Genomic DNA, 26,788 nt, shown 5'->3' with positions numbered 1-26,788 from the left:
GCTACTTGCGGTATTGGGGCTGGGCTAGTTCCGGGAGGGGCACACGCCAATACCTGGTAGAGCCGCTGAGTTGGCTCTGTCCAGGCATTTACCAACGCAGGAGTTGATTAATTGGATGACTCGCCCAGTTCTTGTCGTAGAAACTCTACCAGTCCTCGCTGCAATCCAGTCAGAGCTCCTTCGCGACTGATCAGCGCCAACTCGGTCGGCGCCAACTCAGGAAGATCCGTACACACGGTATGTTCTGGCAACACCGCCGAAGCGGGTAGCACCGAGACCCCCAGACCGGATGCCACCGCTGCTTGTATGCTGGTCAGACTATGGCTGCCAAACGCAACCCTCCATGGCCGCTGTGCCACATCTAACAAGCGGATCGCCCGTTGCCGATAGATGCAGCCCTGTGGGAATAACGCCAATGGCAGTACACCGTTGTGGAAGTTGCTCTCTACCCCCCTAACCCACACCAGCGGCTCCGGCCATGTCGCCCAACTAGGTCCGCTGTTTGGCTCACGTTTGACCAATGCGATGTCAATGACACCAGTCGCAAGGTTCTGCTTCAGATCTGTACTCATGCCACTAATGGTTTCCAGCCGCGCTTTGGGGCGGACCCGCTTGAAGCCGGCGAGGATACTCGTCATGCGTCGTGAGTCGAAGTCTTCCGGCACGCCAATGCGCAGAGTTTCCGGGTCGACATCGTTGGCAAGGGCCTCTAGCGCCTCCGAGGACATGGCCAGCATGCGCCGGGCGTACTGAATCAGCATTTCTCCGTGTTCGTTGACGCTGATGTTCTGCCCCGTCCGGTCGCGAAGCAACAATGTGTGACCGACCATTTTTTCCAGTTTTCGTACCTGCTGACTCACAGTCGATTGGGTGCGGTGCACGCGTTCGGCGGCTCGCGTGAAGCTGCCCTCATCAACCACGCACACGAAGGTCTTGAGCAATTCGAGGTCGAGCATGGCGAGTCCTTGATATTTGTTTTTCAACTGATATGCAAATAGTAATTTAATTTCCAGCTAACGGCATTCACTCGTAAGCTGAATTTCCCCATAGAGGAGAACAGCATGAAACTTGAAAACACCTGGCGTCCCGAATGGCTGACATTCGATTGCTACGGAACCTTGATTCAGTGGGACGAGGGCTTGCAGGCGGTCGCCGCGAAAATCCTCGGCACCAAGGGGCAGCACAGTGTCGATGCCAATCGCCTGATCGACGTGTACGACCGCCACGAACATCGCCTGGAACAGACGCCGCCGCACCGTTCGTTCCGTCAGTTGAGCACGCTGGGGTTGCAGCTTGCGTTGGAGGAATTGGGGTTGCCCAGTTCGGCCGAGGACAGCCAGCAGCTGGCTGGGGCGATTCCACAGATGCCGCCGTTTCCTGAGGTGGTCGACACGCTCGCGCGCCTCAAGGCCATGGGATTCAAGCTGTGCATCGTGTCCAACACCGACGATGACATCATTGCCGGCAACGTCGCGCAGCTCGGTGGGCACATTGACCGGGTCATCACTGCCCAGCAGGCCGGTGCCTACAAGCCCGATCCGCGCCTGTTCGACTACGCTCACCAGCAGTTGGGCGTGCGCCGTGATGAAGTGGTGCACATCTGTGCCAGCCCGCACCTTGACCACGCCGCCGCGCGCGACATGCAGTTCCGCTGTGTGTGGATCGACCGAGGCACCGGTCGACAGTTGCTGCCTGACTATCGACCTGATGCGACGGTGAGCACCCTCGATCGAGTCGTGCCGCTGTTCAAATCCCTTGGCTGGTAACCCCTGGAGTCATCGTCATGGCGCACACCCTTGAAGGCGGTCTGCGTACCGCCCGCTACACCGACCTGGACCTTGAAGCGCCCGCCGTCGTCACCGCGCGCTCGGAATTGGCCGCGTGCTTTCAACTCGCAGCGCTGCACGGCTTGGAGGAAGGTATCTGCAATCACTTCTCCGCCATGGTGCCGGGACGCGATGATTTATTTTTCGTGAACCCGTACGGGTATGCGTTCGAGGAAGTTACCGTCGACAATCTGCTGGTCTGCGACTTCAATGGCAATGTTGTGGCCGGCGAAGGTCAGCCTGAAGCAACTGCGTTCTATATCCACGCGCGCCTTCACAAACAACTTCCAAGGGTGAAAGTGGCGTTTCATACGCACATGCCCCACGCCACTGCACTGTGCTTGCTGCAAGGGGCGCCATTGTTGTGGTTTGGGCAGACTGCGTTGAAATTCTACGGACGGACGGCGGTAGACGAGAACTACAACGGCCTGGCACTCGATGCGTCAGAGGGGGATCGGATTGCCAGCGTTATGGGGGATGCCGATGTGCTGTTCTTGAAGAACCATGGTGTGATTGTTGCGGGCCCGACTATTGCCGAAGCCTGGGACGATCTGTATTACCTGGAGCGCGCTGCCCAGGTGCAACTGCTGGCAATGTCGACCCATCGCGAGCTCAAACCAGTACCTCATGAAATTGCACAACGCACTTACGAGCAGATGCGTCAGGGAGATGCCGAAAGTGCCAGAGCGCATTTGACTAGTGCAATGCGGCGACTGCCACATGGGCAATCGGCTCATATCAATAGATAGGCGTTCACCGGTCTCTAAGTGTTAGGGGTATTGCACTGAAACTTATATGTGAATCGCTCCTGGTTCGTCGCGGGGTATTTCAATACGGGGGGCTGATCCACCGCAGTTCAGTCCGCTTCTGGCCGCGAGTTGGCAGTCGTCTGAGTCAGCTTGCGGCCGCAGTTGGCCTCCCGGCCAGACCTGGCAGCCGACTGTCTGCAAGCCCCAGCGCCCAGCCGCTAGGCGCGGCGGCGCAGGTGCAGCACCTGCGCCGTTACGCCGATGACCAGCGCCAGCAGCAGGCCGAGCTGCGTGCCGATCAGCAGCGGTGAATGCAGGTCGGTCACCAGAGGGTGGCCGTCCGGCACGCGGCGCAGCACTTCGGATAGCGTCGGCAGCATCAGCAGGAAGGCGGTCACGCTGAGCAGGATGGTTTCCAGGTACACGGCGACTCGTCCTGGCAGGCCGATGTGGCCGACCCCGTAGCCTGCCACCAGCAGGACAAGGGTGAGCGCCGCGATGATGTTGCTCACCGGCTGCCTGGCGATCAGAAAGACCGAGCCGGCGCCCAGCAGCATGAACACCAGGTACGCCATGCCGGGCACGGAGCGGGGCAGGATGCGGCCGTGACGGGCGAACATGTATGCCGCCAGTGGAATGGCCGGCAGGCTGCTAAGCGTATGTACCCAGCCAAGGGTGGAGATTCCGAACATTGGGTGCTTCCTCCGGTTGGATGATCGGCAAAGCCTTTAGCTGCCTGGTCGATGTCTGATCGCTTCAGGTCATGCGCCGTACTGGGCTATGCTGGTGCGTCTACAGTAGTCAACGCAGCGCCATCCCGACATGACCGATTCACCGGAACACTTGACCATTCTTCCGGAAATGCAGCTGGAAGGCTTCACCAACGGAGACCTGCTGTCCCAGGTGCTCGCGCAGATACGCCTGACCGGCGACCGCGTGTATTCCGCCACGCTCGAGCCGGGCGAACGCCTGGCGCTGGAGTGCGGCAGCGCCCACGTATGCCTGCTGCAGACGGGGCAGGTGCAGATCCGGCGTGACGCGGAGGCGGCCATGCAGCTGGCGCCTGGCGATGTGTTCCTGCTGCCCCACGCGCTGGACGACCTGACGCTCACGGCCGCTGAGGGTCCCGTCACGCTCGCCATCTGCCGCTTCTGGTTCGATGCCGGCAGTTTCCGCGCCATGTTGTTCGCTCTGCCATGGCTGATTCATATCCGGCAGGCCGAGGCCGCCGCGTGGTCCGAGGGACTGTTGCATTTCATGCTGCTGGAAGCCCGCGACGTGCAGCCCGGCGGGGCGCTGATGGTCTCGCGGCTGATCGACCTCACGGTCATCCGCGTGCTGCGCACCTGGGTCCAGCAGGGCGCCGCGTCGGGGTGGCTGGGCGGTCTGTCCGACGCCCGCATCGCACGTGCGCTCAAGGCCATTCATGAACAGCCCAGGCAGCAGTGGCGGATCGAGGCGCTGGCGAAGCTGGCCGGCATGTCGCGCTCCAGTTTCTGTGAGCGTTTCAGCACACTGGTGGGGCGGGCGCCCTTGCGTTACCAGAACGAATGGCGGCTGACGCTGGCCAGGACCCTCCTGGCCACCCAGGACAGCCGTATCGGCGACGTGGGTTTTGCGGTCGGTTACGAGTCCGAGGCAGCCTTCAGTCGTGCCTACAAGGCCTTCTTTGGCCGCTCGCCACGGCAGGATCATGGCGCCCGGGCGGCGGCGAACGGAGCAGACCAGCCAGGTGGCTGAGGCATCGTGTGGAGGGCGGGCATGACCAACTGCACCTGCACCAGGCGCACTGAGGCCCGCCAGTCTTGGTGCCGGGCCTGCGCGTTCAGTCCGAGCCGTAGTTCATGATCGACAGCAGGCGGATCGGCACCTTCACCAGCTTCTCCGGGCCGTGCGGCACTTCGCCGTCGAAGGTCAGGCTGTCACCGGCCTGCATGGGGTAGAGCTGGTTGCCATGGCGGTAGACCAGTTCGCCTTCCAGCAGGTGGAGGAACTCGGTGCCGGGGTGGGCGAAGGTCGGGAACTCCTCGCTGGCGTCGTCCATGCTCACCATGTAGGCCTCGAAGCTCTTCTTCGGCCCACGGGTGTGGTTGAGCAGGCGGTAGGTATGGCCCTTGTCGGTCCCTCTGCGTACCACTTCGAGGCCTTCGCCGGCCTTGACCAGCAGGGCGCTGCCACCTTGCTGGTCGTACTGGCTGAACAGCTTGGACATGGGCATGCCCAGTACGTCGCAGAGGCGGCTGAGGGTGTCGAGGCTGGTGGAGACTTGGGCATTCTCGATCTTGCTCAGCATGCCCTGGCTGATTCCGGCGATGCGCGCCACGTCGGCGATCTTCAGTTCCTGCGCCTGGCGCTGGCGGCGGATCTGCATGCCCAGGTATTGCTCGAGCTTGAGGCGGGGCGGTTTTTCCGGAGTGGTCGTCATACAGGCTTATTTCTTCTATGAATAAAAAGTTCGCACCAGGAATGAGCGGGCTGCCTTGCTTCGGTGCGTTTTTCGTTCGTGACTTTCCTCCTATGAAAGCATTTTTCCTCGGCAGATAGAAGAAAGACGCGGGTTGCCGGGGCGCCTCGCGTGGGCATGACCAGTTGGCAAGCTGCTTGCATTTCTTTTGGGGAAATTAAAATTCCCCAGCGGAATAATGGCGACGCTACCGGAGGCCTTACCCATGTTGCCCAGCGAAACCCAGAAAATCATCGACCAGCATGGCATCAAGTATGTGCTGGCCCAGTTCGTCGATATTCACGGTGCGGCCAAGACCAAGTCGGTGCCGGTCTCGGGCCTCAAGGCGGTGGCCGAGGAGGGCGCCGGTTTCGCCGGCTTCGCCATCTGGGGCATGGGCATGGAGCCGCATGGCCCGGATTTCATGGCCCGCGGCGACCTCTCCACGCTGATGCCGGTGCCCTGGCAGCCGGGTTACGGCCGCGTGGTGTGCATCGGTCATGTCAACGGCCAGCCCTGGCCCTACGACACCCGCTACGTGCTGCAGCAGCAGGTGGCACGCCTGAGCGAGCGTGGCTGGACGCTGAATACCGGCCTGGAGCCGGAGTTCAGCCTGTTCCGCCGCGATGCCGACGGCAAGCTCTGCTCCGTCGACGCCAGCGACAAGCTGGAGAAGCCCTGCTACGACTACAAGGGGTTGTCGCGTTCGCGCGCCTTTCTCGAGAAGCTCACCGAGTCGCTGCAACCGGTCGGCTTCGACATCTATCAGATCGACCACGAGGATGCCTGCGGCCAGTTCGAGATCAACTACACCTACAGCGATGCCATGGAGTCGGCGGACCGCTTCACCTTCTTCCGCATGGCCGCCGGTGAGATCGCCAACGACCTGGGCATGATCTGCTCGTTCATGCCCAAGCCGGACCCGCGCCGTGCCGGCAACGGCATGCACTTCCACCTGTCGATCGCCAGTGCCGGCAACAGCAACCTGTTCCACGACGCCAGCGACCCCAGCGGCATGGGCCTGTCGAAGATCGCCTATCACTTCCTGGCCGGCCTGCTCGCGCATGGCCCGGCGCTGTGCGCCTTCGCGGCGCCGACGGTGAATTCCTACAAGCGCCTGGTGGTGGGGCGTTCGCTCTCGGGGGCGACCTGGGCGCCGGCGTTCATCGCCTATGGCGACAACAACCGTTCGGCCATGCTGCGTATCCCCCATGGGCGCATCGAGTTCCGCCTGCCGGATGCGGGCTGCAATCCGTACCTGGTCACCGCCGCGATCATCGCCGCCGGCCTCGATGGCATCGACCGTCAACTGGAGCCGGGCACGGCCTGCAACGAGAACCTCTACAACCTGAGCCTGGAAGCGATTGCCGCACGGGGCATCAAGACCCTGCCGCAATCGCTCAAGGAGGCCTGCGATGCGCTGGAGGCCGACCCTTTGTTCCGCGAGGTGCTGGGCCCGCAGGTCGTCGACGAGTTCCTCAAGCTCAAGCGCATGGAATGGGTCGAGTACAGCCGCCACGTCTCCGACTGGGAGATCGAGCGCTACACCGAATTTTTCTGAAGCTGCAAGCCACGCGCTTCGAGCCGCACGCAAGAGCGGTTCGAGGTGTTGCACGACATCTGTATCAACTCGGTCAGTTAGCAGCTCGCAGCTTGCAACTCCCGAACGAAGTGAGGACTGCCTTTATGTGTGGAATCGTAGGTCTGTACCTGAAGAACCCGGCGCTGGAGCACCAGCTCGGCGCACTCTTCGAACCCATGCTGCTGGCCATGACCGACCGTGGGCCGGACAGCGCCGGCTTCGCCATCTACGGCGACGAGGTGAAGGCAGGCTGGATCAAGCTGACCCTGCAGAGCACCGAGGCGGGGTATGACTTCAAGGGGCTGATGGGCGAACTGGAAGGGCGCCTGGGCTGCTCGCTGGAGTGGTTCCAGAACGCCAGCGCCGCCGTGCTCAAGACCGATGCCGACGAAGCGGCGGTGCGTGCGGTGCTGGCCGAACTGGCGCCTGCCGTGCGGGTGATGAGCGTCGGCCAGAGCATCGAGATTCTCAAGGGCATGGGCTTGCCGAAGGACATCACCGAGCGCTTCTCGCTGGCGAAGATGAAAGGCAGCCACATCATCGGCCATACCCGCATGGCCACCGAGAGTGCGGTGACCATGGAGGGCAGCCATCCGTTCTCCACCGGCCAGGACCTGTGCCTGGTGCACAACGGCTCGCTGTCCAACCACTTCCGCTTGCGCCAGGAACTGCGCCGCCACGGCATCGAGTTCGAGACCGAGAACGACACCGAGGTGGCCGCCGGCTACCTGACCTGGCGCCTGCGCCAGGGCGACTCGCTGAAGGAGGCGCTCGACCATTCGCTGGTCGACCTCGACGGCTTCTTCACCTTCGCCATCGGCACGCGCGACGGCTTCGCGGTGATCCGCGACCCGATCGCCTGCAAGCCGGCGATCCTCGCCGAGACCGACGACTACGTGGCCATGGCTTCGGAATACCAGGCGCTGTCCAGCCTTCCGGGTATCGACAAGGCCAGGGTCTGGGAACCGGAGCCGGCCACCATGTACATCTGGGAACGCAGCGCCTGAGTCGTTCCACGCCCGCTGCGCCCGCCGCCTGCTGCGGCAGAACCTCGCGATCCGCTTGCCGTGCCCCTGGTACCGGCTCGTAACTCGCTGCGGTTCTCCCGCGCACCCGGCGCGCTGGCGACGGCCTGAACCCGACTCGCTACTTTTTGGGAGACAGCATCATGAAGACCATCGACCTTTCCAGCGCCTCGGTGCGCGACCTGAACCAGGCGCTGCACGAGCAGGCCAAGACCCTCACCGAGCGTGAATGGGTCGTCAGCAATCCCGGCGGCAAGCACAACCTGGCCGTGGGCCTGAACGAGTCGCTGAGCGTGGATATCGACGGCCACGCCGGCTACTACTGCGCCGGCATGAACCAGAAGGCCAGCGTCACCATCCATGGCAACGTCGGCGTCGGCGTGGCCGAGAACATGATGAGCGGCATGGTCCGCATCAAGGGCAGCGCCTCGCAGTCGGCGGGGGCCACCGCTCATGGCGGCCTGCTGGTGATCGAGGGCAATGCCGGCGCACGTTGCGGCATCTCGATGAAGGGCGTCGACATCGTGGTCGGCGGCAACATCGGCCACATGAGCTGCTTCATGGGCCAGGCCGGGCGGCTGGTGGTATGCGGCGATGCCGGTGACGCGCTGGGCGATTCGCTCTACGAGACGCGCATCTACGTCAAGGGCACGGTGAAGTCGCTGGGGTCGGACTGCATCGAGAAGGACATGCGCGCCGAGCACCTCGAGGAGCTCGCCGAGCTGCTCAACCGCGCCGGCTTCGATGAGGACCCGGCCAGCTTCAAGCGCTACGGCTCCGCCCGCCAGCTGTACAACTTCAAGGTCGACAACGCTTCGGCGTACTGATCGCGCACCCTGCCCGACGAGGAACTGCATATGAGCGAGAAAATCACCCCGGTGCTGCGTGAATCCGCCACCTTCGACCGCCTGTCCATCCAGGAAATCCAGCGTGCCGCGGAAACCGGCATCTACGACATCCGCGGCGGTGGCACCAAGCGCAAGCTGCCGCATTTCGACGACCTGCTGCTGCTCGGCGCGTCGATGTCGCGCTATCCGCTGGAGGGCTATCGCGAGAAGTGCGGCACCGACGTGGTACTCGGCAATCGCTTCGCCAAGAAGCCGATCCACCTGAAGATCCCGGTGACCATCGCCGGCATGAGCTTCGGTGCGCTGTCCGCTCAGGCCAAGGAGGCGCTGGGCCGTGGTGCCAGCATCGCCGGCACCAGCACCACCACCGGCGACGGCGGCATGACCCCGGAGGAGCGCGGCCAGTCGCAGCACCTGGTCTATCAGTACCTGCCGTCGCGCTACGGCATGAACCCCGATGACCTGCGCAAGGCCGACGCCATCGAGATCGTCCTCGGCCAGGGCGCCAAGCCGGGCGGCGGCGGCATGCTGCTGGGCATGAAGGTCACCGAGCGCGTCGCCGGCATGCGCACCCTGCCGATCGGTGTCGACCAGCGCAGTGCCTGCCGGCATCCGGACTGGACCGGCCCGGACGACCTGGCGATCAAGATCGCCGAGATCCGCGAGATCACCGACTGGGAGAAGCCCATCTACGTGAAGATCGGTGCCAGCCGCCCGTACTACGACGTCAAGCTGGCGGTGAAGGCCGGCGCCGATGTGATCGTCCTCGATGGCATGCAGGGCGGCACCGCCGCGACCCAGGAGGTGTTCATCGAGCATGTCGGCATCCCGATCCTGTCGGCCATTCCGCAAGCTGTGCAGGCGCTGCAGGAGATGGACATGCACCGCAAGGTGCAACTGATCGTCTCCGGCGGCATCCGTACCGGTGCCGACGTCGCCAAGGCCATGGCCATGGGCGCCGATGCGGTCGCCATCGGCACCGCTGCGCTGATCGCCCTGGGGGACAACCATCCGCGCCTTGACGAGGAGCTCAAGGCCATCGATTCGGCGGCGGGCTTCTATGACGACTGGCAGAACGGCAAGGACCCGGCCGGCATCACCACCCAGGACCCGGAGCTGGCCAAGCGCCTAGACCCGGTCGCCGCCGGCCGGCGCCTGGCCAACTACCTGCGCGTGCTGGTACTGGAGGCGCAGACCATGGCCCGTGCCTGCGGCAAGTCGCACCTGCACAACCTCGACCCCGAGGACCTGGTGGCCCTGACCGTGGAGGCCGCGGCCATGGCCCGCGTGCCGTTGGCCGGTACCAACTGGGTGCCAGGGCAACTGCAGTACTGAGCCCCGGAGCGTCCATCCGAAGGGCCGCAACGCCTGGCGTTGCGGCCCTTTTTTGCCTGGCGCCGGCGCACTAGAGCCAGCGCCGCACCTGCTGGCGGTAGGCGGCGTAGTCGTCGCCGAACAGGCTGGCCAGCGCCCGTTCTTCCGGGCCGATCTGGAAGCGGTTCATGTACAGCACGAAGCCCGCCACGCCAAACAGGAGCAGTGGGGACGCCAGCAGTACGGCCCAGGCCAGCAGCGCGATGGCGAACCCCAGGTACATCGGGTTGCGGCTGTACTGGTAGATGCCGCCGACGACCAGCGCCGAGGCCTGCCCCGGCCGCAGCGGGTTGACGGTGGTGCGGGCGTTGCCGAAGGAGCGTATGCCAAGCAGGCAGGTGAGCGCGCCAAGCAGCAGCACTGGCAGGGCGCCCGCCACCCGCCAGGAGGTAGCCAGGTCGATGCCGGGCAGGAGCGGGGCGGCCAGCCACATGAGCAGGGCGAACAGCAGGGCGATCAGCGGCGGTGGGATGCGTGCGTCCAGTAGGTGCATGGCGAGTCCTTGGCGGGGATGAGCTGGCGACTCTATGGCCTGTAGTCGCTACAGGGTCAAGCGCCAGCCGGGCAGGGCGGCCGAAGCCATCGAGGTGCACGGCGGCAGCCGGCCCGGGCGTTCTTCACCGATGAAGGCGATGCTTCAGAAAGTCTGCGGATGCGCCGTGCCGGCGCGCGCTGCTCCCCGCTTGTGCAGCGTTGCCAGGTGCTGCGGGGGCTTGTTCTGCCTGGGCCCCGATGCGCCGCAGGTTGCGTGGACATGGCATGGTCCATGCTTTCCTGTTGAGAACAAAAAGTTCCCATTGGGAATTTAACCGAGACGCTTCGACCCCCGTCTTGCTGTCACCCAGGAGGACTTTCGATGACCAGTTCCAGCGCTGAACCGCTGTTCAGTACCCCGCGCTACGCCGCGACCGCCACGCCGACGCCGGCCAGTCAGCGTCTGCTGGTGGCTCAGGATGCCAGCCGCGCCGGCGGCCTGCTCGATCAACCAGGGCCGATGCGGCTGCTCACCCTGCATGGCGAACTCGCCGCTGCCGAGCAGCAGGAGTGCCTGCCGAGCACCGAGGCCCTGTTCCTGCGCCTGCAGATGCTGCTGGAGCAGGCTCCGGCAGGAACGCGCCTGCAGGTGCTCGGTGACGAGGCCTTTCTCTGGCATGTCTGTCGCCTGGCCCGCCATGCCGGCCTGCTGGCCGATGAGATCGAACTGTTCAAGCTGGGCGAGCGGCGGCGCCTGTACTGCGTGCACTGCAGCGAGATGCAGGATATCGGCAGCGAAACCGAGTGCAGCTGCAGGCACTGCGGGGTGAAGCTGTTCGTGCGCGAGCATTTCTCCCAGCGCCTGGGAGCCTACATGGGGGTGTGCCTCGATCCGGATCGGCCCTACGAGCAGGCGCAAGCCGGGGAGCGGCAGGCATGAGCGCGATGCTGGAGGTACAGGTCACCGCGGTGCGCCAGCTGACGCCGGTGGTGCGCGAATTCACCTTCGCCGCGCTCGACGGCAGCCTGCCGGGCTTTTCCTGCGGCAGCCACGTGCAGGTCGTGTTGCCGATCGAGGGGCGCACGCTGCGCAACGCCTATTCGCTGCTGAGCGACCCGCGCGACCGGGGCACCTACCGCATCGCGGTGCGCCTGCAGGATGACTCGCGCGGCGGATCTCGCTACCTGCATGAGCGGGTCCGGGTCGGTGACCGGCTGCAGATCGGCGTGCCGAGCAACCTGTTCGCGCTGCATTCGCAGGCACGTCACCACATTCTGGTGGCCGGTGGCATCGGCATCACTCCGTTCATGGCCTACCTCAGCGAGCTCCAGGCCCAGGGCGCCTCTTTCGAGCTGCACTACGCCTATCGCAGCGGCCTGACCGATGCCTATGCCAGTGAGCTGCGCGAGCGCCTGGGCCAGCGCTTCCGCGGTTACGACGCGGCCGCCGGCCAGCGCCTGCACTGCGCCGAGCTGTTCAGCGGCAAGCCGCTCGGCAGCCATCTCTACGTCTGCGGCCCGCAGCGCCTGCTCGATGAGCTCAAGGCGCTGGCCGAATATCACGGCTGGTCCGCCGGACGCCTGCACTGGGAAGCCTTCGCTGCGCCCGAGCCGGGCGAGCCGTTCACCGTCGAGCTGGCGCGCAGCGGCCAGCGCCTGCAGGTAGCGGGTGACCACAGCCTGCTTGAGGCGCTGGAGGCCGCCGGTGTCGAGGTGCCCAACCTCTGCCGTGGCGGCGTTTGCGGGCAGTGCACCACGCGCTACCTGAGCGGGGCGGTGGAGCACCGCGATCACTACCTGGATGAGCAGCAGCGCAGCGCAGCGCTGATGCCCTGTGTTTCCCGTGGTGGCTGCTCCGGCACGCTGCTGCTCGACCTCTGAGGAATCCGCCATGCCCGTCGTGCTCAAACCCCTGGAAACCTACCGGGACGATTTCACCTTCAGCAACAGCCCCGAGGCCATTGCCCGCTTTCCCTTTCCGTTCCCCGAGGACAGCTACATGTACTCGGTGAACATCGAGCCAGCCACGCCGCGTGAGCCGGGCTCGGTGTTCGAGCACTGGTTCGACATCGACGAGCACTACGTCTCGGAGATGGCCGAGCGCGCCTGCGTCCTGGAGAAGGACCCGGAGCGCTGCCTGGTGATGCCGCACATGGCGCAGGCCGCCTGGGACAGCCTGGAGATGCTGATGGAGCATCTGGCTGCCGATTATCCGGAGCACTTCGCCCTGCAGCGCGATGGCGACCAGTGGCTGTGGATCAACCGCCCGCTGGGCATCGAACAGCGCTTCACCTTCGGCGATGCCAGCACGCTGCCGTTCGAGCCGCTGGAGTACATCACCCGCCAGGCGCAGGGCGATTTCGCCGTGCTCGACCAGCGTGATGGCGACCTGTTCATGGACGCCGGCATGGTCACCTGCCCGGCGGACTGGTCGATCAAGTTCGACGCCGGCATGAGCTTCAAGCAGTGGCACGCGCCGGTGCCCGGTGTGGCGCATCAGCTCGGAGTGTTCGAGCGGGCGCTGAAGTACCTGCTGAACATCCAGGTCGGCCAGCCGGTGCGCCGGCTGAACTGGACCATGACCATCAACCCGCGCATGGACACCTCCTCGGAGACCTTCCACGAGTGGGGGTACGAGCGCGGCCTGGTGACGGCGGAGAATGTCGCGCGCCTGGTGCACCTGCGCGTGGAGCTGCAGTTCATGCCGCGTTTGCCGCGCAGCAATGCGCTGCTGTTCGGCATTCGCACCTACCTGATCAGCCTGGAACAACTGGCCAGCAACCCGGCCTGGGCCTGCCGCCTGCACCGCGTGCTGCGCGACCTGCCGGACGAGATCGCCGACTACAAGGGCCTGACCCGCTATCGGCAGACGGTGGTCGACTGGTTGCGCCAGTTCGACCCGCAGGCCCAGGCCGCCTGATTCCATCCCCTGCGTGCGCAGGCCCAACGACGAACAACAGGAGAAACAGATATGGCCAATTCCTGGCGCATTTCCGCCCTTGCCGAGCGTCACCGCGCACTGGGCTCGCAACTCGAAGACTGGAGCGGCATGGGCACGGCCTGGACCTACGCCAGTGACCTGGCCGACGAGCACGAGGCGATCCGCACCCGTGCCGGGCTGATGGACGTGTCCGGGCTGAAGAAGGTGCACTACGTTGGCCCGCATGCCGAAAGCCTGCTGGAGTACGCCACCAGCCGCGATATCTCAAAGGTCTATCCGGGCAAGAGCGTCTACGCCACGATGCTCAACGAGGCTGGCAAGTTCGTCGACGACTGCGTGATCTACCGCACCGGCCCCAACGCCTTCATGGTGGTGCACGGCTCCGGCAACGGCCACGAGATGCTGCTGCGCTCGGCCCAGGGCCGGCAGGTGGCGGTGCTGTTCGACGACGACCTGCACGACCTCTCGCTGCAGGGGCCGCTGGCCGTGGACTTCCTCGCCGAGCAGGTGCCGGGCATTCGCGAGCTGCCTTACTTCCATCACCTGCAGACCCGGCTGTTCGACCGCCCGGTGATGATCTCGCGCACCGGCTACACCGGCGAGCGCGGCTACGAGATCTTCTGCAAGGCTGCCGACGCGCCGCTGATCTGGGACAGCATCCTGGACAAGGGCAGGGACCTGGGCATCATCCCCTGTGCCTTCACCGCGCTGGACTGGCTGCGGGTGGAGAGCTACCTGCTGTTCTTCCCCTACGACAACTCGGAGATGTATCCCTTCGCCGACCAGCCGGCCGGCGACACCCTGTGGGAGCTGGGGCTGGACTTCACCGTGTCGCCGACCAAAGGGGATTTCCGTGGCGCCAGCGAGCATCGGCGCCTGCAGGGCAAGGAGCGCTTCCGGATCTTCGGTGTGCTGCTCGACGGCGACAAGGCGGCCGAGGCCGGCGACACGCTGTGGGCTGAGGGCAAGCAGGTCGGGGTGATCACCTGCGCCATGTATTCGCGGTTGTCCGGCAAGTCCATGGCCATCGCCCGCATGGAGGTGCCATATGCCGAGCAGGGCGCGGCGCTGGAGGTCAAGGGCAGCCTGGCGGTGAAGGCCATCGCCCACAGCCTGCCGTTCGACGACCCGGAAAAGAAGAAACGCACGGCCAAGGGGTGAGGCCGCTCCCGCGACGGGGAGCCGTCGCGGGCACTGCAGTCCAGGGGCAAGGGAGCAGGGCCGCAGGGACGTGGCCCGACCTGCTCGCACAAGGAGCGCATCATGGCCTGGTTGAATGGCTGGGGATTTCTGCTGCTGGCGGGGCTGTGCGAGGTGTTCTACGCCTCGATCATCCCGCGCACCGATGGTTTCACACGGTTATGGCCGAGCCTGTATTGCGGCTTCTTCCTGCTGCTCAGCATCTACCTGCTGAGCCTGTCCGTGCGCGTGCTGCCACTCGGTCTGGCGTATGCGGTGTGGGTCGGTATCGGCACCCTGGGCACGGTGGCCTATGGTGCGATGTTCCTCGGTGAAAGCCTCAACCTGTTGCGCAGCCTGTGCCTGCTGATGATCATCGCCGGTATCGTCGGGCTGAAGCTGTTCAGCCCCGCACCACTGGCCTGAGGCGTTCAGCCATGCGCGTTCAGGTATTGCAACACGTGCCATTCGAGGATGTCGGCAGCATGGCCGACTGGTTTCGTAGCCGTGGCGCCGAGCTGCACTACAGTCGTTTCTACGAGGCGGATGTGCAGTTGCCCGATCCGGGCAGCTGCGACCTGATCGTCGCCATGGGCGGGCCGATGAGCGTCAACGACGAAGTCGAGCGGCCCTGGCTGGTCGCGGAGAAGGCGTTCCTGCGCCATGCCATCGAGGCTGGCACGGCGGTGCTCGGGGTATGCCTGGGCGCGCAACTGATCGCCAGTGCACTGGGGGCTCGGGTTCAGGCCAATGCACTGCCGGAGATCGGCTGGTTCCCGGTATCGCGGGCCGAGTCGGCCGGTGAGGACTGCTTCGCCTTTCCCGAGCGTGTCGAGCTGCTGCACTGGCATGGCGAAACCTTCGAGCTGCCGGCCGGTGCCAGGCTGCTGGCCTCCAGCGAGGCCTGCCGCCATCAGGCGTTCCAGCTCGGTCGACGGGTGATCGGCCTGCAGTGCCACCCGGAAATGACCCCGGCCATCATCAGCGAACTGCTGCGCGAATGCGCCACCGAGTTGCAGCCGGGACCCTGGGTGCAGAGTGCAGCGCAACTGGCCGCTGAGCCCGGCCGCTATGCAGCGGGCAACGCGCTGATGGCGCGGCTGCTAGACTACCTGATGGCCGCGCGCTAGCACCCCGGCTTCAGGTACCAGGCCCAGGGTTCACGGCTTTCGTAGCGGGTGATCTGCTTGGTTTCCAGGTAGTTGTCCAGGCCCCATTCGCCCAGTTCACGGCCGATGCCGCTGCACTTCACGCCGCCCCAGGGCAGTTCGCTGAAGGTCGGTTGCGAACAGTTGATCCAGACGATACCGGCCTGCAGCCTGCGGGCGAGTCGTTCGCAGCGTTCGAGGTCGGCGGACATGACGGCGGCGGCCAGGCCGAACTCACTGTCGTTGGCCAGGCGCAGGGCGTCGGCCTCGCTGTCGAAGGGGTTGACGCAGACCACCGGGCCGAAGATTTCCTCGCGCCACAGGGCACAGTCCAGCGCTACGTCGGCGAACACCGTCGGCTGCATGAACCAGCCCTGCTCGAGGCCCGCCGGCGGCTTGCCGCCGCAGACCAGGCGCGCGCCATCGGCGATGCCCTGGGCGATCGCGGCGCTGACCTTGGCGTGCTGGCCGGCGCTGACCAGCGGGCCCAGCAGCACGCCGTCCTCCAGACCGTTGCCGATGCGGATCTTCTGCGCTTCCTCGCTCAGGCGCTGCAGCAGATCGGGGTACAGCGCGCGTTCCACCAGCACGCGTGACGTGGCGGAGCAGACCTGGCCCTGGTTCCAGAAGATGCCGAACATGATCCATTCCACCGCCGCTTCGATGTCGCTGTCGGCGAAGACGATGAAGGGCGACTTGCCACCCAGCTCCAGGCTGATGTTCTTCACCTCGCGGGCGGCGGCCTGCATGATCCGGCTGCCGGTGGGCAGGCTGCCGGTGAAGGCGATCTTGTCGACGCCCGGGTGTTCCACCAGCGCCGCGCCGGCTTCGCTGCCCAGGCCGGGCAACACGTTGAGCACGCCGGGCGGCAGGCCGGCATCGTTGGCGATGCCCGCCAGTTCCAGGGCGCTCAGTGGCGTCAGTTCAGAAGGCTTGAGGACCATGGCGCAGCCGGCGGCCAGGGCCGGGGCGACTTTCCAGGCCGCCATCAGCAGGGGGTAGTTCCAGGGGATGACGGCTGCAGCCACGCCCACGGGTTCGCGCACCACGCTGGCGCGAAAACGGGCATCGCCCAGAGGAACGGTGCGCTCGTCGTCGTCCAGGCCGGCGGCGAGGTCGGCGTAGAAGTCGAAGCAGCCGGCGGCGTCGGCGATGTCCCATTGCGCCTCGGGTAGTGGCTTGCCGTTGTCACGCACCTCGAGCAGCGCCAGTTCGTCCTGGCGGGCACGGATGCCGTCGGCGATGCGCCTGAGTACGGCGGCGCGCTGGCGACCGCCGAGGCGCGGCCAGTCGCCTGCGTCGAAGGCGCGCCGGGCCGCACGTACGGCCAGCTCGACATCGGCGCGGCCGGCGGCGGCAACCCTGGCCAGCAGGCTGGCGTCGCTGGGATCGAATACGTCGAAATGCTCGCCGCTCTGCGCGGCGAGCCACTGGCCATCGATGAACAGGTAGGGGCGCTCGAGCATGTGGGCTCCTTGCCGAAAAAGAGGGAAGGTCGATGTCGCGGGGGAGGGTAGCGCATACCGCCGGGGGCGGCAGGCGCAGGTGGCCGGCGGCGGGCGCCGCCGGCCGGGGGCTTACTTGAGCTTGGGCAGCTTTTCGTCCGGCAGGGCGTAGCTGTGCTTCTCGTGGATCATGGTGGCGATCAGCGCGTAGAGGCTGACGCCGGCCACCAGCAGGCTGATGAAGACCAGGATCGCGGGCTTGTCGGCGAAGGTGAATACGGCGCTGGCGCCTTCGTAGGTCGTGATGCTCATGCTGTGTTCCTCGCAATGGGCCTGGCCGCGTGTGCGGCCAGGCTAGGGAAAGAGTCAGGCGGATTTCGGCTCGGCGGTGGCCAGCGGAGCCGGCTCGCTGCCGCCGACGCTGGTGCTCGGGCCATACATCGAGGTCCATTCCGGGTAGGCCTGGGCCGGTACTTCGGTCAGGTCCAGGCCACGTTCCTCGGCATGTGCCGGTACGCGCAGCAGGTCGGCCTTCTTCAGCGCGTAGGACAGCAGGTAGCCGGGGATGAAGCCCAGGGCTGCCATGACCACGGCGCCGCCGAGTTGGCCGAGGAAGCTGATCGGCGGCATGCCGTTCACGTTCGGGTAGCCGGCGAGGAAGATGCCGCTGATGACGATGCCGGCGAAACCGCCGAAACCGTGCACGGCGAAGGCGCCCACGGCGTCGTCGAGGCGGAACTTGAGCAGCAGGTTGTTGACCAGCGGCGCGGTGGCCGACACGGCCATGCCGATCAGGTAGGCCAGGCCGGGGTGGTAGAGATCCAGACCCGGTGCCACGGAGATGATGCCGACCAGGCCGCCGGACATCATCCAGAACGGCTCGCGGGTGGTCAGGTAGGCGCCGATCAGGCCGCCGGCGAAGCCCATCAGGGTGTTGAAGGCGAAGGCCGAGAGGTTGGTCGGCTGGCCGTAGATGTTGATCCACTGCGCGCCCGAGTTGTAGATGATGCAGCCGCCGAGGAAGCCGAAGAAGCCGACGATGATCAGCATCAGGCCGACCACGCTCATCGGCATGCTGTGGCCGACGATGGCATTGGCGCTGCCGTCGGCGTTGAAGCGGCCGATGCGGGCACCGAGGTTCATGACCACCGCCAGGGTGAAGAAGCCGGCGATCATGTGCACGCAGCCTGCCGCGCCGACGTCATGGAAGCCCCATTTGACGGTCAGCCAGCCTTCCGGGTGCCAGCCCCACGCCGCCGCCAGCAGCCAGAGGAAGCCGCCGAGGAAGATGGTCATGATGATGAAGGCGCTCATGCGCGTCCGTTCGATCAGCGCACCGGAGAGAATCGAGCCGGTGGTGGCGGCGAACATGGCGAAGGCGGCCCAGAAGATGCCGGTGGCGTTGTCGCTGATGTTCGGCCCCATGGACTGGCTCCAGGGCATGCCGGCGAGGATGGCGTCCATGCGCGGCACGATGCCGTCCGGGAAGCCGTTATAGACCGCCCAGCCGAGCAGGAACACGCTGGGGACGATGAAGCCGAAGGCGAGGATGTTCTTGACGCCGGCGGCCAGCGCATTCTTCAGGCGCGACGCACCGATCTCATACGACAGGAAGCCCACGTGAATGCAGATCATCAGGGCTATGCACCACCAGTAGAATATTTCCATATTCAGGGTGTTGGTCATCTCTATGAGGGCCTGTAGCTCCTCCAGAGTGGGTGTCTTCTGCTCTTCCATCTATCAATCCTCGATGCTGTTCTTGGAATAGGTGTCGGTCATGGCAGTGCGTTGAAGGGCGCTCGGACGCTTTTATTTATCTGTAGCTATAAAAAATTCCCAAAAAGAATAGGCAATCCTTGTGCCAGAAGTGCCGTCTGGCGCCAGCGCCGGGGACGCTGGCCACGGCTGGAAAGGCTGGTCAAAAAATGCCCCGTTAGTGTTCAGTTAGGGGGCATCACGCCTGAAAATGGGTCGTTCTTCAGCGGTTCTGCTGCAACATGCCCTGGATCTGCTGCACCGATTCCTGGGTGCGCCGGGCCAGGTTGCGGACCTCGTCGGCGACCACCGCGAAGCCGCGTCCCTGTTCGCCCGCGCGCGCGGCTTCGATGGCGGCGTTGAGGGCCAGCAGGTTGGTCTGTTCGGCGATGCTCTTGATCACCCCGGCGACCTGGGCGATCTGCCCGTAGGTGGCCTGGATGCTGGCCTGTTCACGCTCGTGCATGTGCGCGGCGGCTTTCTCGTCGCTGATCTCGCGCACCGCGCCGGTGACGTAGAGCAGCTTGCCCTGGGCATCGCGCAGGCAGCGGCCGCGCTCGCGAAACCAGACTTCACCCCGCGTCTTGTGCTGCATGCGGTACTCCACGGCGTAGAAACCGTCGCCGCTCTTGTCCACCATCGAGGCGTTGAAGGCCTGCATCACGGCTTTCAGGTCGTCCTGATTGACCACCTTGAAGTAGCTGTCCCAACCGTCGGGAAACTCGGCGCGGTTGTAGCCGATCAGCTCGCGGAACTGCTCGGACCAGCGGATGAGGTTCTGCGGGTGGTCCGGGTCGCCATCGACCACGTTCATCGCCCAGCAGCCCTCGGTCAGGGTGCGCTTGGTCAGCTCCCAGACCTGACGTTCTTCCTCCCAGTGTGCGCGCTCTTCCAGGAAGCCCTGGTTCTGCGCCAGGCTGGCGTGCAGCTCGTCCTGCAGCCGTGCACTCTGCTGCTCGGCCTGGAGCAGGCGGCGTTGCAACGCCGCATAGTCCTCGGCGCTGCACGGTGCGGCAGGCTGCTGCTCGCTGTGCTGGCGAATGCGCTGCAGTTCGTCCCAGTCGCGTTGCAGGCGCTCCAGGCTGCCGAGCAACTGCGGCTGCTGCTGCAGGTGCGGGCGGGCACCTGCCGGTTGGCGGTGGCTGAGCAGGTGCTCGAGCCACTGGTTGAGTTCACTGGCCAGGTTTCGGGTCGTATTGCTGAACCACATCGGCCGATCCTCCTTGGACGTTGACGAGGGTGCTGGGGAGTTGCCAAGCAATTCCCTGTCCAAGTCGCGAGGTCGTCGTTCGCGATGTCGCCGCGAACGGCCGACTCTCAGCCGCGCACACGGCTCTTGTCCGGGTCGAAGGCCACCGTGCCGTGGGCGACGCTGGCGCCGATGCGCTTCTGCTGGCCGTCGAGCTTGCCGATTTCCACACGGGTGCCCGGTTCGCAGTAGTCGACCGCCAGGCGGCACAGGGCGATGTTCTTGCCCAGGCTGGGCGAGCGCGTAGCGCTGGTCACCACCCCGACCTGGGCACGGCCGACGTGCACGCAGTCGCCATGCGCAGCCGGCTCGTTGCCGTCCAGCTCGAGGCCGACCAGGCGCTGTTGCGGGTGCTCCTTGCGCCGCAGCAGAGCCGCGCGGCCGATGAAGTCGTCCTGCTTGCTCTTGAGGGGCACGCAGAAACCGATGCCGGCCTCGAACGGATCGGTCTGGTCGCTGAATTCGTAGCCGGCGAAGATCAGCCCGGCCTCGATGCGCAGCATGTCCAGCGCGTGCAGCCCCAGTGGCGCCAGGCCCAGCGGCTCGCCGAGCTGCCAGAGGCGCTGCCAGACCTGCATGGCGTGGTCCGGGTGGCACCAGACTTCATAGCCCAGCTCGCCGGTGTAGCCGGTGCGCGACACCATCACGGGCGGGCCGTCATAGTCGTCCAGGCGGCCGATCAGGAAGCGGAACCAGCCCAGCTCCTCCAGCGTCGGCTGGGTCGCGGGCGTCCAGATCATCTGGCTGAGCAGGGCGCGGCTCAGCGGGCCCTGCACGGCGATGTTGTGGATCTGCTCGGAAGCGGACTTGATCCAGACCTTCATGCCCAGTTTCGCCGCCTGCTGGCGCAGCCACTCGCCACCGAAGTCCTCGCCGCCGATCCAGCGGAACGCATCCGCGCCGAGGCGCAGCAGCGTGCCGTCGTCGAGCATGCCGCCGTGCTCGTAGCACATGGCGCTGTACACCACCTGGCCGACCGCCAGCTTGCGCACGTCGCGGGTCAGGCAGTGGTTGAGCAGCGCTTCGGCGTCGGGGCCGAGCACCTCGAACTTGCGCAGCGCGGAGAGATCCATCACCGCCACGCGTTCGCGGCAGGCCTGGTATTCCTCCAGGGTGCCGTAGCCGTCGAAGTGGGTCGGCGTCCACCAGCCGCGGTAGTCGATGAACTGGCGGGTGAGGGCGCTGGTGCCAGGGTGAAAGCCACTTTCCCGGGTCAGCACCGGGTCGGCATCGGGGGTCATGCGGTTGGCCATGGCGATACTGAAGCGCTCCTTGTCGGAATACACACGAATGTGAATGTCGGTCGGCTGCCAGCCGTTGGCCGGGTCGATGTCGTCCGGGCACGCGCTGCTGGCGCAGACCAGCTCGCGCATGGCCTTGAGCAGCACGTAGTCGCCAGGGCGCGACCAGGGCTCGTCGAGGGTCAGCTGCTGGTGCGCGTCGACCCCGGTGTTGAAGAAGAAGTTGATCGCCGGCCAGCCGCGCCGGCCCTGCACGCCATGGGCGGCGAGGGCACGGCTGATGTTGTCGCTGCAGTTGGCGTGGCCGAAGTAGCCCTGCGTTTCGTAGTAGCGCGCGGTGCAGGCCAGGGCAAAGGTGTCGTGCCGGCCAACGGTGTCGCGCACCACTTCCAGCATCGGCTGCAGGTCGCGGTCGAAGAACTTGCTGAACAGGCCGGGGCCCGGGTAGGCGTTGCCGTTGAGGGTGCGGGTGACCGTGGGGTCGAGGTCGATCTCCCGCCCGGCGTCCAGGCCGCGGCGGTCGAAGGCGACGAAGTCCGAGCATTGCCGCCCGGCGACGTCGAGCACCTGGATGTACTGGCCGGGGGCGACGACGTAGTCGCGCGCCGTGCCGGGGGCGAGGGTGAACTCGTCGATCACCTCGCCGAGCGGAGCGGGCAGGGCCGGCAGCAACAGGCTCGCCGGATTGGCGCGCTGGATGATCAGGCGCAGTTCGCTGGCGCGTTGCTGCGCGTCCACGGCCACCGGAGCGCCAGGCGCCGCGACCACCACCAGCACTGCCGCGCTGCTGGTGAAGGCGCGGCTGAAGCCGGCAGGCGTGCCCGCTGGCCACAGGCGCGCGGCGGGCGGCAGGTGGCGGCAGTCGACCCGGCGTTTGCCCAGACCGCTGGCGACGTGCAGCGACTCACGGCTGCCGTCGCTGAGCAGGTGGCCGATGAAGTCGGCGCCGGCGCTGCCCTGCAGGCCGAGAGCGGCGAGCGCTTCGCGGCCGTTGTCGTCGAAGGCCAGCAACTCGCCGCACTGATCGCCTTCGCGGTCGATCACCTCCAGGCGGTCGCCGGGTTCCAGGGCGATCACCGTCAGGCCGCCGGGGGCGACGCGATGGCGTTCCAGCCCCGGCGCGCGGGCGAACAGCGCCGGCTCGTGCGGCCGGCTGATCACAGGTTGCAACATGAGAGGCTCCGCAAGGATGGAGGATGAGGCGGCTTTTCGCAGGAGCCGGCGTCAGCTGACGGCCTTGATGGCCGCCTGGGGCGCGTCCGCCAGGTAGGCCGCGAGCGAGTCGTCCAGCGCTTCCAGCCAGGAGGTGTGGTGCGGCGTGGCCAGGGTGCCGGTCATCAGTGAGCGGTGGCACTTGTTGCGGTAGCCCATGATGTCTTCGTACTTGTCGTGCTTCCACTCGAGGAAGGTCTGGTTCACCGCGGCGATGTCGAAGCTCGGGTAGTCGGTGGCATCGATCAGCGTCTGGATGTACTTGCCCTGGAATTCGAACATTTCCTGGGCGTTCTTCAGGGTCAGTTCTTCCTCGCGCCAGGCCAGGTCCTCGGCGTGCATGGCCGCCTGCTCGGGCAGGGCGATGCGCCCGAGGATCACGTCGCGGGCGTACCAGGCCTGGGCATCGAACATGTTGAAGCTGTACCACTGGTCCTGCATGCCGAGGTAGATCAGTTTCGTGTTGTCTTCCCACAGCACGCCCTTGTACAGGTTCAGGGGCCACAGGCGGTTGTCGGTCTTCAGCCGCAGCGCCTCCGCGAGGAAGGGGAAGTGGTGCTTGTAGCCGGTGCACAGGACGATGGCGTCGATGTGCTTGCTGGTGCCGTCGGCGAAGAACGCGCTGCTGCCCTGGACGTGCGTCAGCAGGGGTTTCTCCTCCCAGTTCTCCGGCCACCGGTAGCCCATCGGCGCGGTGCGGTAGCAACTGGTGATCGAGCGTGCGCCGTACTTGTAGCACTGCGAGCCGATGTCCTCGGCCGAATAGCTGGAGCCGACGATGAGCACGTCCTTGCCCTTGAATTCCAGGGCATCGCGGAAGTCATGGGCGTGCAGCACGCGCCCGGCGAAGCTCTCGAAACCCTCGAAGTAAGGCACGTTGGGCGTGGAGAAATGGCCGCTGGCGACCACCACGTAGTCGAAGCGCTCGGTGCGGGTGAGGTCCTGGTCATAGCTGTGCACGGTGACGTCGAACTGGCCGCTGGCCTCGTCGAAGCTCACCCCGCGCACGGCAGTGTTGAACTGGATGTAGCGGCGCACGCCGGCCTTCTCGACGCGCCCCTTGATGTAGTCCCACAGCACTTCGCGCGGCGGGTAGGAGCCCATGGCGCGGCCGAAGTGCTCGTCGAAGGTGTAGTCGGCGAACTCCAGGCATTCCTTCGGTCCGTTCGACCACAGGTAGCGGTACATGCTGCCGTGCACGGGCTCGCCATGCTCGTCGAGGCCGGTGCGCCAGGTGTAGTTCCACATGCCACCCCAGTCGCTCTGCTTTTCAAAGCAGACCAGCTCCGGGATGTCCGCGCCTTTGGCCGCGGCGGACTGGAAGGCACGCAACTGGGCCAGGCCGCAGGGGCCGGCGCCGATGATGGCGATGCGAGTGGTCATGGTGGGTCTCCCGTGTCGAGGGTTTTAATGATTTTCAGGAAATAAAAGTTCCTTGTGGGAAATACGATACGGCCCTGACACCGGCCTGCAATTCGCTCGGAAGGAATACCTCCTTGGGGGTAGGCGGACGTCCGGCGCTGCCCCGCAGCGGGGCACAATGGCGTCGTGCTGGTGCGCTGCGGCGGCGTCAGTGATTTCTCTCAAGGAAATAATCTTTCTTGTCAGTGCTTTGCAGGGCAGCGTGGGGGCATGGAATTTGCTGGTCCCATCCACCATCACGGGCCATGGCGGAGAGCGCATGCTCCAGTTGCTACTGCGTACCTTCCTGGTCGAGCGTCGACCGCGAGACGTGCCGGAACTGCCGGCCTATCGCCAGGCACTCGCCGCATTGCCCCTGCGTCTGTTGCAGCAGGCCGGTGCCGATGCGCCGTTGCTGGAGCTGCTGCCGCATCTGCAGAGGGCATTGCAGGCGGCGGCCGTGCAGCTGTCGTTGCCGCAGCTCGGCGCACCCGGCTGGCGTCACCTGGGGGCAGCGGAAGACTGGGTGGCGGGCGACTGTCCCGCGCACTGCCTCGAACCGCCCTTGCCGGGCCGGGTGCGCCTCTGCCCGGGCTGTCTGGCCCAGGGTCGCTACCGTGCCCTGGCCGGCCTTTACCAGGAGGACCGGCAGGGCGCGCTGTTGCGGGTGGATTTCCCGCAGCGCCCGCAGCTGTGGCAGCGCGAGCGCCTGCGTGAGATGAGCCGCCCCCTGGGCGAGGCGTTGCAGGCCTTCGCCGAGGAGCGACGTCTGCGCCGACGCGAGCTGAGCGCCGAGCGCGGCGTGCTGGCGCGGGAGCTGCACGACTCGGTGGCGCAGCAACTCAGTTACCTGCAGATCCGCGCCAGCCGCCTGCAGACCGTGCTGGACGAGCGCCAGCACGATGCCGCGCAGCTCATGCTCGATGACTTGCGCGACGGCCTGCGGGTCATGCACCGGCAGGTGCGCGAACTGATCAGCAGCGCGCGGCTGACCATGGATGGCCGCTCGCTGCGCCAGGCACTGGAAAGCTCGGTGGAGGAGTTCTCGCGCAGCAGCGGCTGCGTCTTCAGCCTGGACAACCGCCTGCCGGCCCATGCGCTGCCGAGCGAGGCGCAATTGCAGGTGCTGCAGATCGTGCGCGAGGCGCTGGCCAACGTCGTGCGCCATTCGCATGCGCGGCAGGTGTGGATTCGCCTGTGGCCACAGGGCAGCGGCGCAGTGGTCGAGGTGCATGACGACGGTGTCGGCTTGCCGGCGCAGCCGCCCGAGGGTGGGCATTTCGGTGTGACAATCATGCGTGAGCGGGCGGCGGCCATCGGCGCGCAGCTGTCGATCGAGTCGGCGCCGGGGCGCGGCACCTGCGTGCGCCTGCACTGGGGGCGGACATGAGCGCGCCCTTCAGCCTGCTGTTGATCGACGATCATCCGCTGCTGCGTCGCGGGCTGGCCGAGCTGTTCGAGTCGTCCGGGGAATTCCGCGTGGTCGGCAGCGTTTCCGGCGGCGCCGCAGGCATCGAGCTGGCGCGGCGCGTGGAGCCGCAGATGATCCTGCTCGACCTGCACATGCCCGGTCTGGATGGCCTGGACACCCTGCACATGCTCAAGCTCGACCTGCCGGCCAGCCGGGTCATGGTGCTGACCGCCTCGGCCGCCCGCGACGATCTGCTGGCCGCGTTGCGGGCAGGTGCCGATGGCTATCTGCTCAAGGACCGCGAGCCGGAGGAACTGCTGGATGCGGTGCGGGCCTGTGCCAGTGGGCAGGCGCGGCTCGATCCGGCGCTGTCGGCGCTGCTGGCCGGCGGCATGCGCGATGACGTGTCGCACGAGCCCGCGCGTGTCGAGCTGACCGAGCGTGAGCGACAGACGCTGGCGCTGATCAGCGAAGGCTTCAGCAACAAGCTGATTGCCCGGCAACTGGGTATCAGCGAGGGCACGGTGAAGGTCTACGTGAAGCATCTGCTGAGCAAGCTCAACCTGCGTTCGCGCCTGGAACTGGCGGCCTGGGCGCATCGCAGCCAACTGATCGATGGCGCGGGAGGGCAGTGATGAAGCGGCTGATCCATTATCTGGGCCGCCTGGGTGGCCGCGTGGCCAGGGCCGAGGCCGGCGCGCTGGGTTTCGATGAACTGCCGGTGGCGCTGATACAGCTGGACGCGGCCGGGACGATGCTGCGCGGCAATCGTGGCTGGGAGCTGCTCAGCGGGCGGCGCGTGGGCGACTGCCTGGGCCTCGACCACCGCCAGTTTCTGCACATCGAGGATCGCAACCTGTGGCAGCAGGCGATGCAGGGCCTGGAGACAGGTGCGGCACCCTGGGTCGGCAGCCTGCGTTACCTCGGCCCGGCTGGCGAGCTGCACTGGGTCGAGGTGCGCCTGGCCCGGCGGCCGGGTGGCTTTGTCGCCAGCCTGGCCGACATCAGCGCCCAGGTCCCCGTGCACCAGCAGTTGCAGGCGCGCCATCGCAGCCTCAACAACCTGCTCGATGGCCTGCCGCTGATGGTCTACCGCTGCCGCAACAACCGCCACTGGAGCATGGAGTACGTCAGCGCCGGCTGCCTGGAGCTGACCGGCCATGCACCGCAGGCGCTGGTCGACAGCCAGAGCCTGACGTTCAACAGCCTGATTCATCCGCAGGATCGCGAGCGGGTCTGGCGTTGCGTCCAGGAGGGCGTGCGCGCCGCACGACCGTTCGCCTTCGACTATCGCCTGCTGTGCGCCGACGGCAGCGAGAAGGCGGTCAGCGAACGTGGCCGTGGCATCTACTCGGACCTCGGCGATCTGCTCGGGCTCGAGGGGGTGGTGATGCAGCGCGACCTCGACCCCGCCTGCGTGCAGGAGATCGTCGCCGGTTTCTACTGACAGCAAGAACGTTCAAGACCCGACCTGGACCACCTGGC

At 66.0% G+C, this 26,788-nt stretch carries 25 protein-coding genes and 2 pseudogenes; 16 read left to right on the top strand and 11 right to left on the bottom strand.

Annotated elements, in window-relative coordinates; genetic code table 11:
* Positions 1-107 precede the first annotated feature (107 nt).
* Entirely contained in the window at positions 108-956 is an 849-nt protein-coding gene (locus EWH21_RS14435; protein ID WP_037048219.1) for a LysR family transcriptional regulator, read from the bottom strand.
* A 105-nt stretch (positions 957-1,061) separates the two neighbouring features.
* Here EWH21_RS14435 and EWH21_RS14430 point away from each other — a divergent pair, with 105 nt between their 5' ends.
* Entirely contained in the window at positions 1,062-1,766 is a 705-nt protein-coding gene (locus tag EWH21_RS14430; protein ID WP_277698650.1) for a haloacid dehalogenase type II, read from the top strand.
* Between the two features lie 17 nt (positions 1,767-1,783).
* On the top strand, positions 1,784-2,575 hold the full coding sequence (locus EWH21_RS14425) for an aldolase (RefSeq protein ID WP_277698649.1): 792 nt from the start codon (positions 1,784-1,786) through the stop codon (positions 2,573-2,575).
* Positions 2,576-2,793: 218 nt separating this feature from the next.
* Here the strand turns inward: EWH21_RS14425 and EWH21_RS14420 are convergent, their stop codons facing one another.
* Positions 2,794-3,267: a hypothetical protein gene (locus tag EWH21_RS14420; protein ID WP_179554322.1), complete on the bottom strand. Its 474-nt coding sequence runs from the start codon at positions 3,265-3,267 to the stop codon at positions 2,794-2,796.
* A gap of 169 nt (positions 3,268-3,436) precedes the next feature.
* Between EWH21_RS14420 and EWH21_RS14415 the strand changes: the two genes are divergently transcribed.
* Positions 3,437-4,315 carry an AraC family transcriptional regulator gene (locus EWH21_RS14415; protein ID WP_277698648.1) on the top strand — a complete coding sequence of 293 codons (879 nt, stop codon included), beginning with the start codon at positions 3,437-3,439 and terminating at the stop codon, positions 4,313-4,315.
* An 85-nt stretch (positions 4,316-4,400) separates the two neighbouring features.
* Here EWH21_RS14415 and EWH21_RS14410 read toward each other — a convergent pair whose 3' ends face one another.
* Positions 4,401-5,000: a helix-turn-helix domain-containing protein gene (locus EWH21_RS14410; RefSeq protein WP_037048203.1), complete on the bottom strand. Its 600-nt coding sequence runs from the start codon at positions 4,998-5,000 to the stop codon at positions 4,401-4,403.
* Between the two features lie 244 nt (positions 5,001-5,244).
* Between EWH21_RS14410 and glnT the strand changes: the two genes are divergently transcribed.
* The 4 genes from glnT (at position 5,245) to EWH21_RS14390 (ending at position 9,808) form a co-directional block, all read left to right on the top strand.
* Positions 5,245-6,579: a type III glutamate--ammonia ligase gene (glnT, locus tag EWH21_RS14405; protein WP_037048201.1), complete on the top strand. Its 1,335-nt coding sequence runs from the start codon at positions 5,245-5,247 to the stop codon at positions 6,577-6,579.
* A gap of 125 nt (positions 6,580-6,704) precedes the next feature.
* Positions 6,705-7,607: a glutamine amidotransferase family protein gene (locus tag EWH21_RS14400; protein ID WP_152488898.1), complete on the top strand. Its 903-nt coding sequence runs from the start codon at positions 6,705-6,707 to the stop codon at positions 7,605-7,607.
* 161 nt (positions 7,608-7,768) lie between these two features.
* Positions 7,769-8,452, top strand: coding sequence for a protein glxC (locus tag EWH21_RS14395; protein WP_277698647.1), 684 nt, complete (start codon positions 7,769-7,771; stop codon positions 8,450-8,452).
* A gap of 30 nt (positions 8,453-8,482) precedes the next feature.
* On the top strand, positions 8,483-9,808 hold the full coding sequence (locus EWH21_RS14390; protein ID WP_037048194.1) for an FMN-binding glutamate synthase family protein: 1,326 nt from the start codon (positions 8,483-8,485) through the stop codon (positions 9,806-9,808).
* Positions 9,809-9,878: 70 nt separating this feature from the next.
* Here the strand turns inward: EWH21_RS14390 and EWH21_RS14385 are convergent, their stop codons facing one another.
* On the bottom strand, positions 9,879-10,340 hold the full coding sequence (locus EWH21_RS14385) for an isoprenylcysteine carboxylmethyltransferase family protein (RefSeq protein ID WP_277698646.1): 462 nt from the start codon (positions 10,338-10,340) through the stop codon (positions 9,879-9,881).
* A gap of 363 nt (positions 10,341-10,703) precedes the next feature.
* Between EWH21_RS14385 and EWH21_RS14380 the strand changes: the two genes are divergently transcribed.
* From EWH21_RS14380 to EWH21_RS14355, 6 genes are all read left to right on the top strand, one after another.
* Positions 10,704-11,261 carry a dimethylamine monooxygenase subunit DmmA family protein gene (locus EWH21_RS14380; protein WP_152488896.1) on the top strand — a complete coding sequence of 186 codons (558 nt, stop codon included), beginning with the start codon at positions 10,704-10,706 and terminating at the stop codon, positions 11,259-11,261.
* Positions 11,258-12,202: a PDR/VanB family oxidoreductase gene (locus EWH21_RS14375; protein ID WP_277698645.1), complete on the top strand. Its 945-nt coding sequence runs from the start codon at positions 11,258-11,260 to the stop codon at positions 12,200-12,202. Before EWH21_RS14380 ends, EWH21_RS14375 begins: the two co-directional genes overlap by 4 nt.
* Positions 12,203-12,212: 10 nt before the next feature.
* Positions 12,213-13,241, top strand: coding sequence for a DUF3445 domain-containing protein (locus EWH21_RS14370; protein ID WP_277698644.1), 1,029 nt, complete (start codon positions 12,213-12,215; stop codon positions 13,239-13,241).
* Positions 13,242-13,292: 51 nt separating this feature from the next.
* Positions 13,293-14,423, top strand: a complete 1,131-nt coding sequence (locus EWH21_RS14365; RefSeq protein ID WP_277698643.1) for an aminomethyltransferase family protein — start codon at positions 13,293-13,295, stop codon at positions 14,421-14,423.
* 102 nt (positions 14,424-14,525) lie between these two features.
* Positions 14,526-14,867 carry a multidrug efflux SMR transporter gene (locus EWH21_RS14360; protein WP_037048187.1) on the top strand — a complete coding sequence of 114 codons (342 nt, stop codon included), beginning with the start codon at positions 14,526-14,528 and terminating at the stop codon, positions 14,865-14,867.
* An 11-nt stretch (positions 14,868-14,878) separates the two neighbouring features.
* Positions 14,879-15,571 carry a type 1 glutamine amidotransferase gene (locus tag EWH21_RS14355; protein ID WP_277698642.1) on the top strand — a complete coding sequence of 231 codons (693 nt, stop codon included), beginning with the start codon at positions 14,879-14,881 and terminating at the stop codon, positions 15,569-15,571.
* On the opposite strand, the gene EWH21_RS14350 is transcribed toward EWH21_RS14355, so the two are convergent.
* The 7 genes and pseudogenes from EWH21_RS14350 to EWH21_RS14320 all read right to left on the bottom strand — a co-directional run bounded on the left by EWH21_RS14350 (position 15,568) and on the right by EWH21_RS14320 (position 23,874).
* Positions 15,568-17,055 carry an aldehyde dehydrogenase family protein gene (locus tag EWH21_RS14350; RefSeq protein WP_277698641.1) on the bottom strand — a complete coding sequence of 496 codons (1,488 nt, stop codon included), beginning with the start codon at positions 17,053-17,055 and terminating at the stop codon, positions 15,568-15,570. The two genes, EWH21_RS14355 and EWH21_RS14350, sit on opposite strands and share 4 nt — an antisense overlap.
* A gap of 111 nt (positions 17,056-17,166) precedes the next feature.
* Entirely contained in the window at positions 17,167-17,346 is a 180-nt protein-coding gene (locus tag EWH21_RS14345) for a hypothetical protein (RefSeq protein WP_037048173.1), read from the bottom strand.
* Positions 17,347-17,400: 54 nt separating this feature from the next.
* A complete protein-coding gene (locus EWH21_RS14340; protein WP_037048171.1) occupies positions 17,401-18,771 on the bottom strand; it encodes an ammonium transporter in 1,371 nt (456 codons plus the stop codon).
* 256 nt (positions 18,772-19,027) lie between these two features.
* Positions 19,028-19,210 (bottom strand): annotated as a pseudogene (locus tag EWH21_RS14335) (methyl-accepting chemotaxis protein); the annotation flags it as partial.
* Between the two features lie 60 nt (positions 19,211-19,270).
* Positions 19,271-19,603 (bottom strand): annotated as a pseudogene (locus EWH21_RS14330) (PAS domain-containing protein); the annotation flags it as partial.
* A 503-nt stretch (positions 19,604-20,106) separates the two neighbouring features.
* Positions 20,107-22,452: an aminomethyltransferase family protein gene (locus EWH21_RS14325; protein ID WP_277698640.1), complete on the bottom strand. Its 2,346-nt coding sequence runs from the start codon at positions 22,450-22,452 to the stop codon at positions 20,107-20,109.
* A 51-nt stretch (positions 22,453-22,503) separates the two neighbouring features.
* The gene (locus EWH21_RS14320; protein WP_277698639.1) at positions 22,504-23,874 is read right to left on the bottom strand and encodes an NAD(P)/FAD-dependent oxidoreductase; all 1,371 of its coding nucleotides are present in this window, start codon (positions 23,872-23,874) and stop codon (positions 22,504-22,506) included.
* A gap of 298 nt (positions 23,875-24,172) precedes the next feature.
* Between EWH21_RS14320 and EWH21_RS14315 the strand changes: the two genes are divergently transcribed.
* Genes EWH21_RS14315 through EWH21_RS14305 form a run of 3 tightly spaced genes read left to right on the top strand, consistent with a single transcriptional unit; the run spans position 24,173 to position 26,750 of the window.
* Positions 24,173-25,282, top strand: coding sequence for an ATP-binding protein (locus tag EWH21_RS14315; protein ID WP_277698638.1), 1,110 nt, complete (start codon positions 24,173-24,175; stop codon positions 25,280-25,282).
* The gene (locus EWH21_RS14310; RefSeq protein WP_037048164.1) at positions 25,279-25,938 is read left to right on the top strand and encodes a response regulator; all 660 of its coding nucleotides are present in this window, start codon (positions 25,279-25,281) and stop codon (positions 25,936-25,938) included. Before EWH21_RS14315 ends, EWH21_RS14310 begins: the two co-directional genes overlap by 4 nt.
* The gene (locus EWH21_RS14305) at positions 25,938-26,750 is read left to right on the top strand and encodes a PAS domain-containing protein (protein ID WP_277698637.1); all 813 of its coding nucleotides are present in this window, start codon (positions 25,938-25,940) and stop codon (positions 26,748-26,750) included. The genes EWH21_RS14310 and EWH21_RS14305 overlap by 1 nt, the downstream gene beginning before the upstream one ends.
* Positions 26,751-26,788: the final 38 nt, after the last annotated feature.

The organism is Pseudomonas sp. REST10 (assembly GCF_029542605.1).
Classification (GTDB): domain Bacteria; phylum Pseudomonadota; class Gammaproteobacteria; order Pseudomonadales; family Pseudomonadaceae; genus Aquipseudomonas; species Aquipseudomonas khazarica.
This window is presented reverse-complemented; position numbering and strand designations above follow the sequence as displayed.

What these genes read in the sequence shown, in the direction of transcription:
- EWH21_RS14435 (WP_037048219.1), bottom strand. Translation starts at nt 956, where the DNA reads ATGCTCGACCTCGAATTGCTCAAGACCTTCGTGTGCGTGGTTGATGAG.
- EWH21_RS14430 (WP_277698650.1), top strand. Translation starts at nt 1,062, where the DNA reads ATGAAACTTGAAAACACCTGGCGTCCCGAATGGCTGACATTCGATTGC.
- EWH21_RS14425 (WP_277698649.1), top strand. Translation starts at nt 1,784, where the DNA reads ATGGCGCACACCCTTGAAGGCGGTCTGCGTACCGCCCGCTACACCGAC.
- EWH21_RS14420 (WP_179554322.1), bottom strand. Translation starts at nt 3,267, where the DNA reads ATGTTCGGAATCTCCACCCTTGGCTGGGTACATACGCTTAGCAGCCTG.
- EWH21_RS14415 (WP_277698648.1), top strand. Translation starts at nt 3,437, where the DNA reads ATGCAGCTGGAAGGCTTCACCAACGGAGACCTGCTGTCCCAGGTGCTC.
- EWH21_RS14410 (WP_037048203.1), bottom strand. Translation starts at nt 5,000, where the DNA reads ATGACGACCACTCCGGAAAAACCGCCCCGCCTCAAGCTCGAGCAATAC.
- glnT (WP_037048201.1), top strand. Translation starts at nt 5,245, where the DNA reads ATGTTGCCCAGCGAAACCCAGAAAATCATCGACCAGCATGGCATCAAG.
- EWH21_RS14400 (WP_152488898.1), top strand. Translation starts at nt 6,705, where the DNA reads ATGTGTGGAATCGTAGGTCTGTACCTGAAGAACCCGGCGCTGGAGCAC.
- EWH21_RS14395 (WP_277698647.1), top strand. Translation starts at nt 7,769, where the DNA reads ATGAAGACCATCGACCTTTCCAGCGCCTCGGTGCGCGACCTGAACCAG.
- EWH21_RS14390 (WP_037048194.1), top strand. Translation starts at nt 8,483, where the DNA reads ATGAGCGAGAAAATCACCCCGGTGCTGCGTGAATCCGCCACCTTCGAC.
- EWH21_RS14385 (WP_277698646.1), bottom strand. Translation starts at nt 10,340, where the DNA reads ATGCACCTACTGGACGCACGCATCCCACCGCCGCTGATCGCCCTGCTG.
- EWH21_RS14380 (WP_152488896.1), top strand. Translation starts at nt 10,704, where the DNA reads ATGACCAGTTCCAGCGCTGAACCGCTGTTCAGTACCCCGCGCTACGCC.
- EWH21_RS14375 (WP_277698645.1), top strand. Translation starts at nt 11,258, where the DNA reads ATGAGCGCGATGCTGGAGGTACAGGTCACCGCGGTGCGCCAGCTGACG.
- EWH21_RS14370 (WP_277698644.1), top strand. Translation starts at nt 12,213, where the DNA reads ATGCCCGTCGTGCTCAAACCCCTGGAAACCTACCGGGACGATTTCACC.
- EWH21_RS14365 (WP_277698643.1), top strand. Translation starts at nt 13,293, where the DNA reads ATGGCCAATTCCTGGCGCATTTCCGCCCTTGCCGAGCGTCACCGCGCA.
- EWH21_RS14360 (WP_037048187.1), top strand. Translation starts at nt 14,526, where the DNA reads ATGGCCTGGTTGAATGGCTGGGGATTTCTGCTGCTGGCGGGGCTGTGC.
- EWH21_RS14355 (WP_277698642.1), top strand. Translation starts at nt 14,879, where the DNA reads ATGCGCGTTCAGGTATTGCAACACGTGCCATTCGAGGATGTCGGCAGC.
- EWH21_RS14350 (WP_277698641.1), bottom strand. Translation starts at nt 17,055, where the DNA reads ATGCTCGAGCGCCCCTACCTGTTCATCGATGGCCAGTGGCTCGCCGCG.
- EWH21_RS14345 (WP_037048173.1), bottom strand. Translation starts at nt 17,346, where the DNA reads ATGAGCATCACGACCTACGAAGGCGCCAGCGCCGTATTCACCTTCGCC.
- EWH21_RS14340 (WP_037048171.1), bottom strand. Translation starts at nt 18,771, where the DNA reads ATGGAAGAGCAGAAGACACCCACTCTGGAGGAGCTACAGGCCCTCATA.
- EWH21_RS14325 (WP_277698640.1), bottom strand. Translation starts at nt 22,452, where the DNA reads ATGTTGCAACCTGTGATCAGCCGGCCGCACGAGCCGGCGCTGTTCGCC.
- EWH21_RS14320 (WP_277698639.1), bottom strand. Translation starts at nt 23,874, where the DNA reads ATGACCACTCGCATCGCCATCATCGGCGCCGGCCCCTGCGGCCTGGCC.
- EWH21_RS14315 (WP_277698638.1), top strand. Translation starts at nt 24,173, where the DNA reads ATGCTCCAGTTGCTACTGCGTACCTTCCTGGTCGAGCGTCGACCGCGA.
- EWH21_RS14310 (WP_037048164.1), top strand. Translation starts at nt 25,279, where the DNA reads ATGAGCGCGCCCTTCAGCCTGCTGTTGATCGACGATCATCCGCTGCTG.
- EWH21_RS14305 (WP_277698637.1), top strand. Translation starts at nt 25,938, where the DNA reads ATGAAGCGGCTGATCCATTATCTGGGCCGCCTGGGTGGCCGCGTGGCC.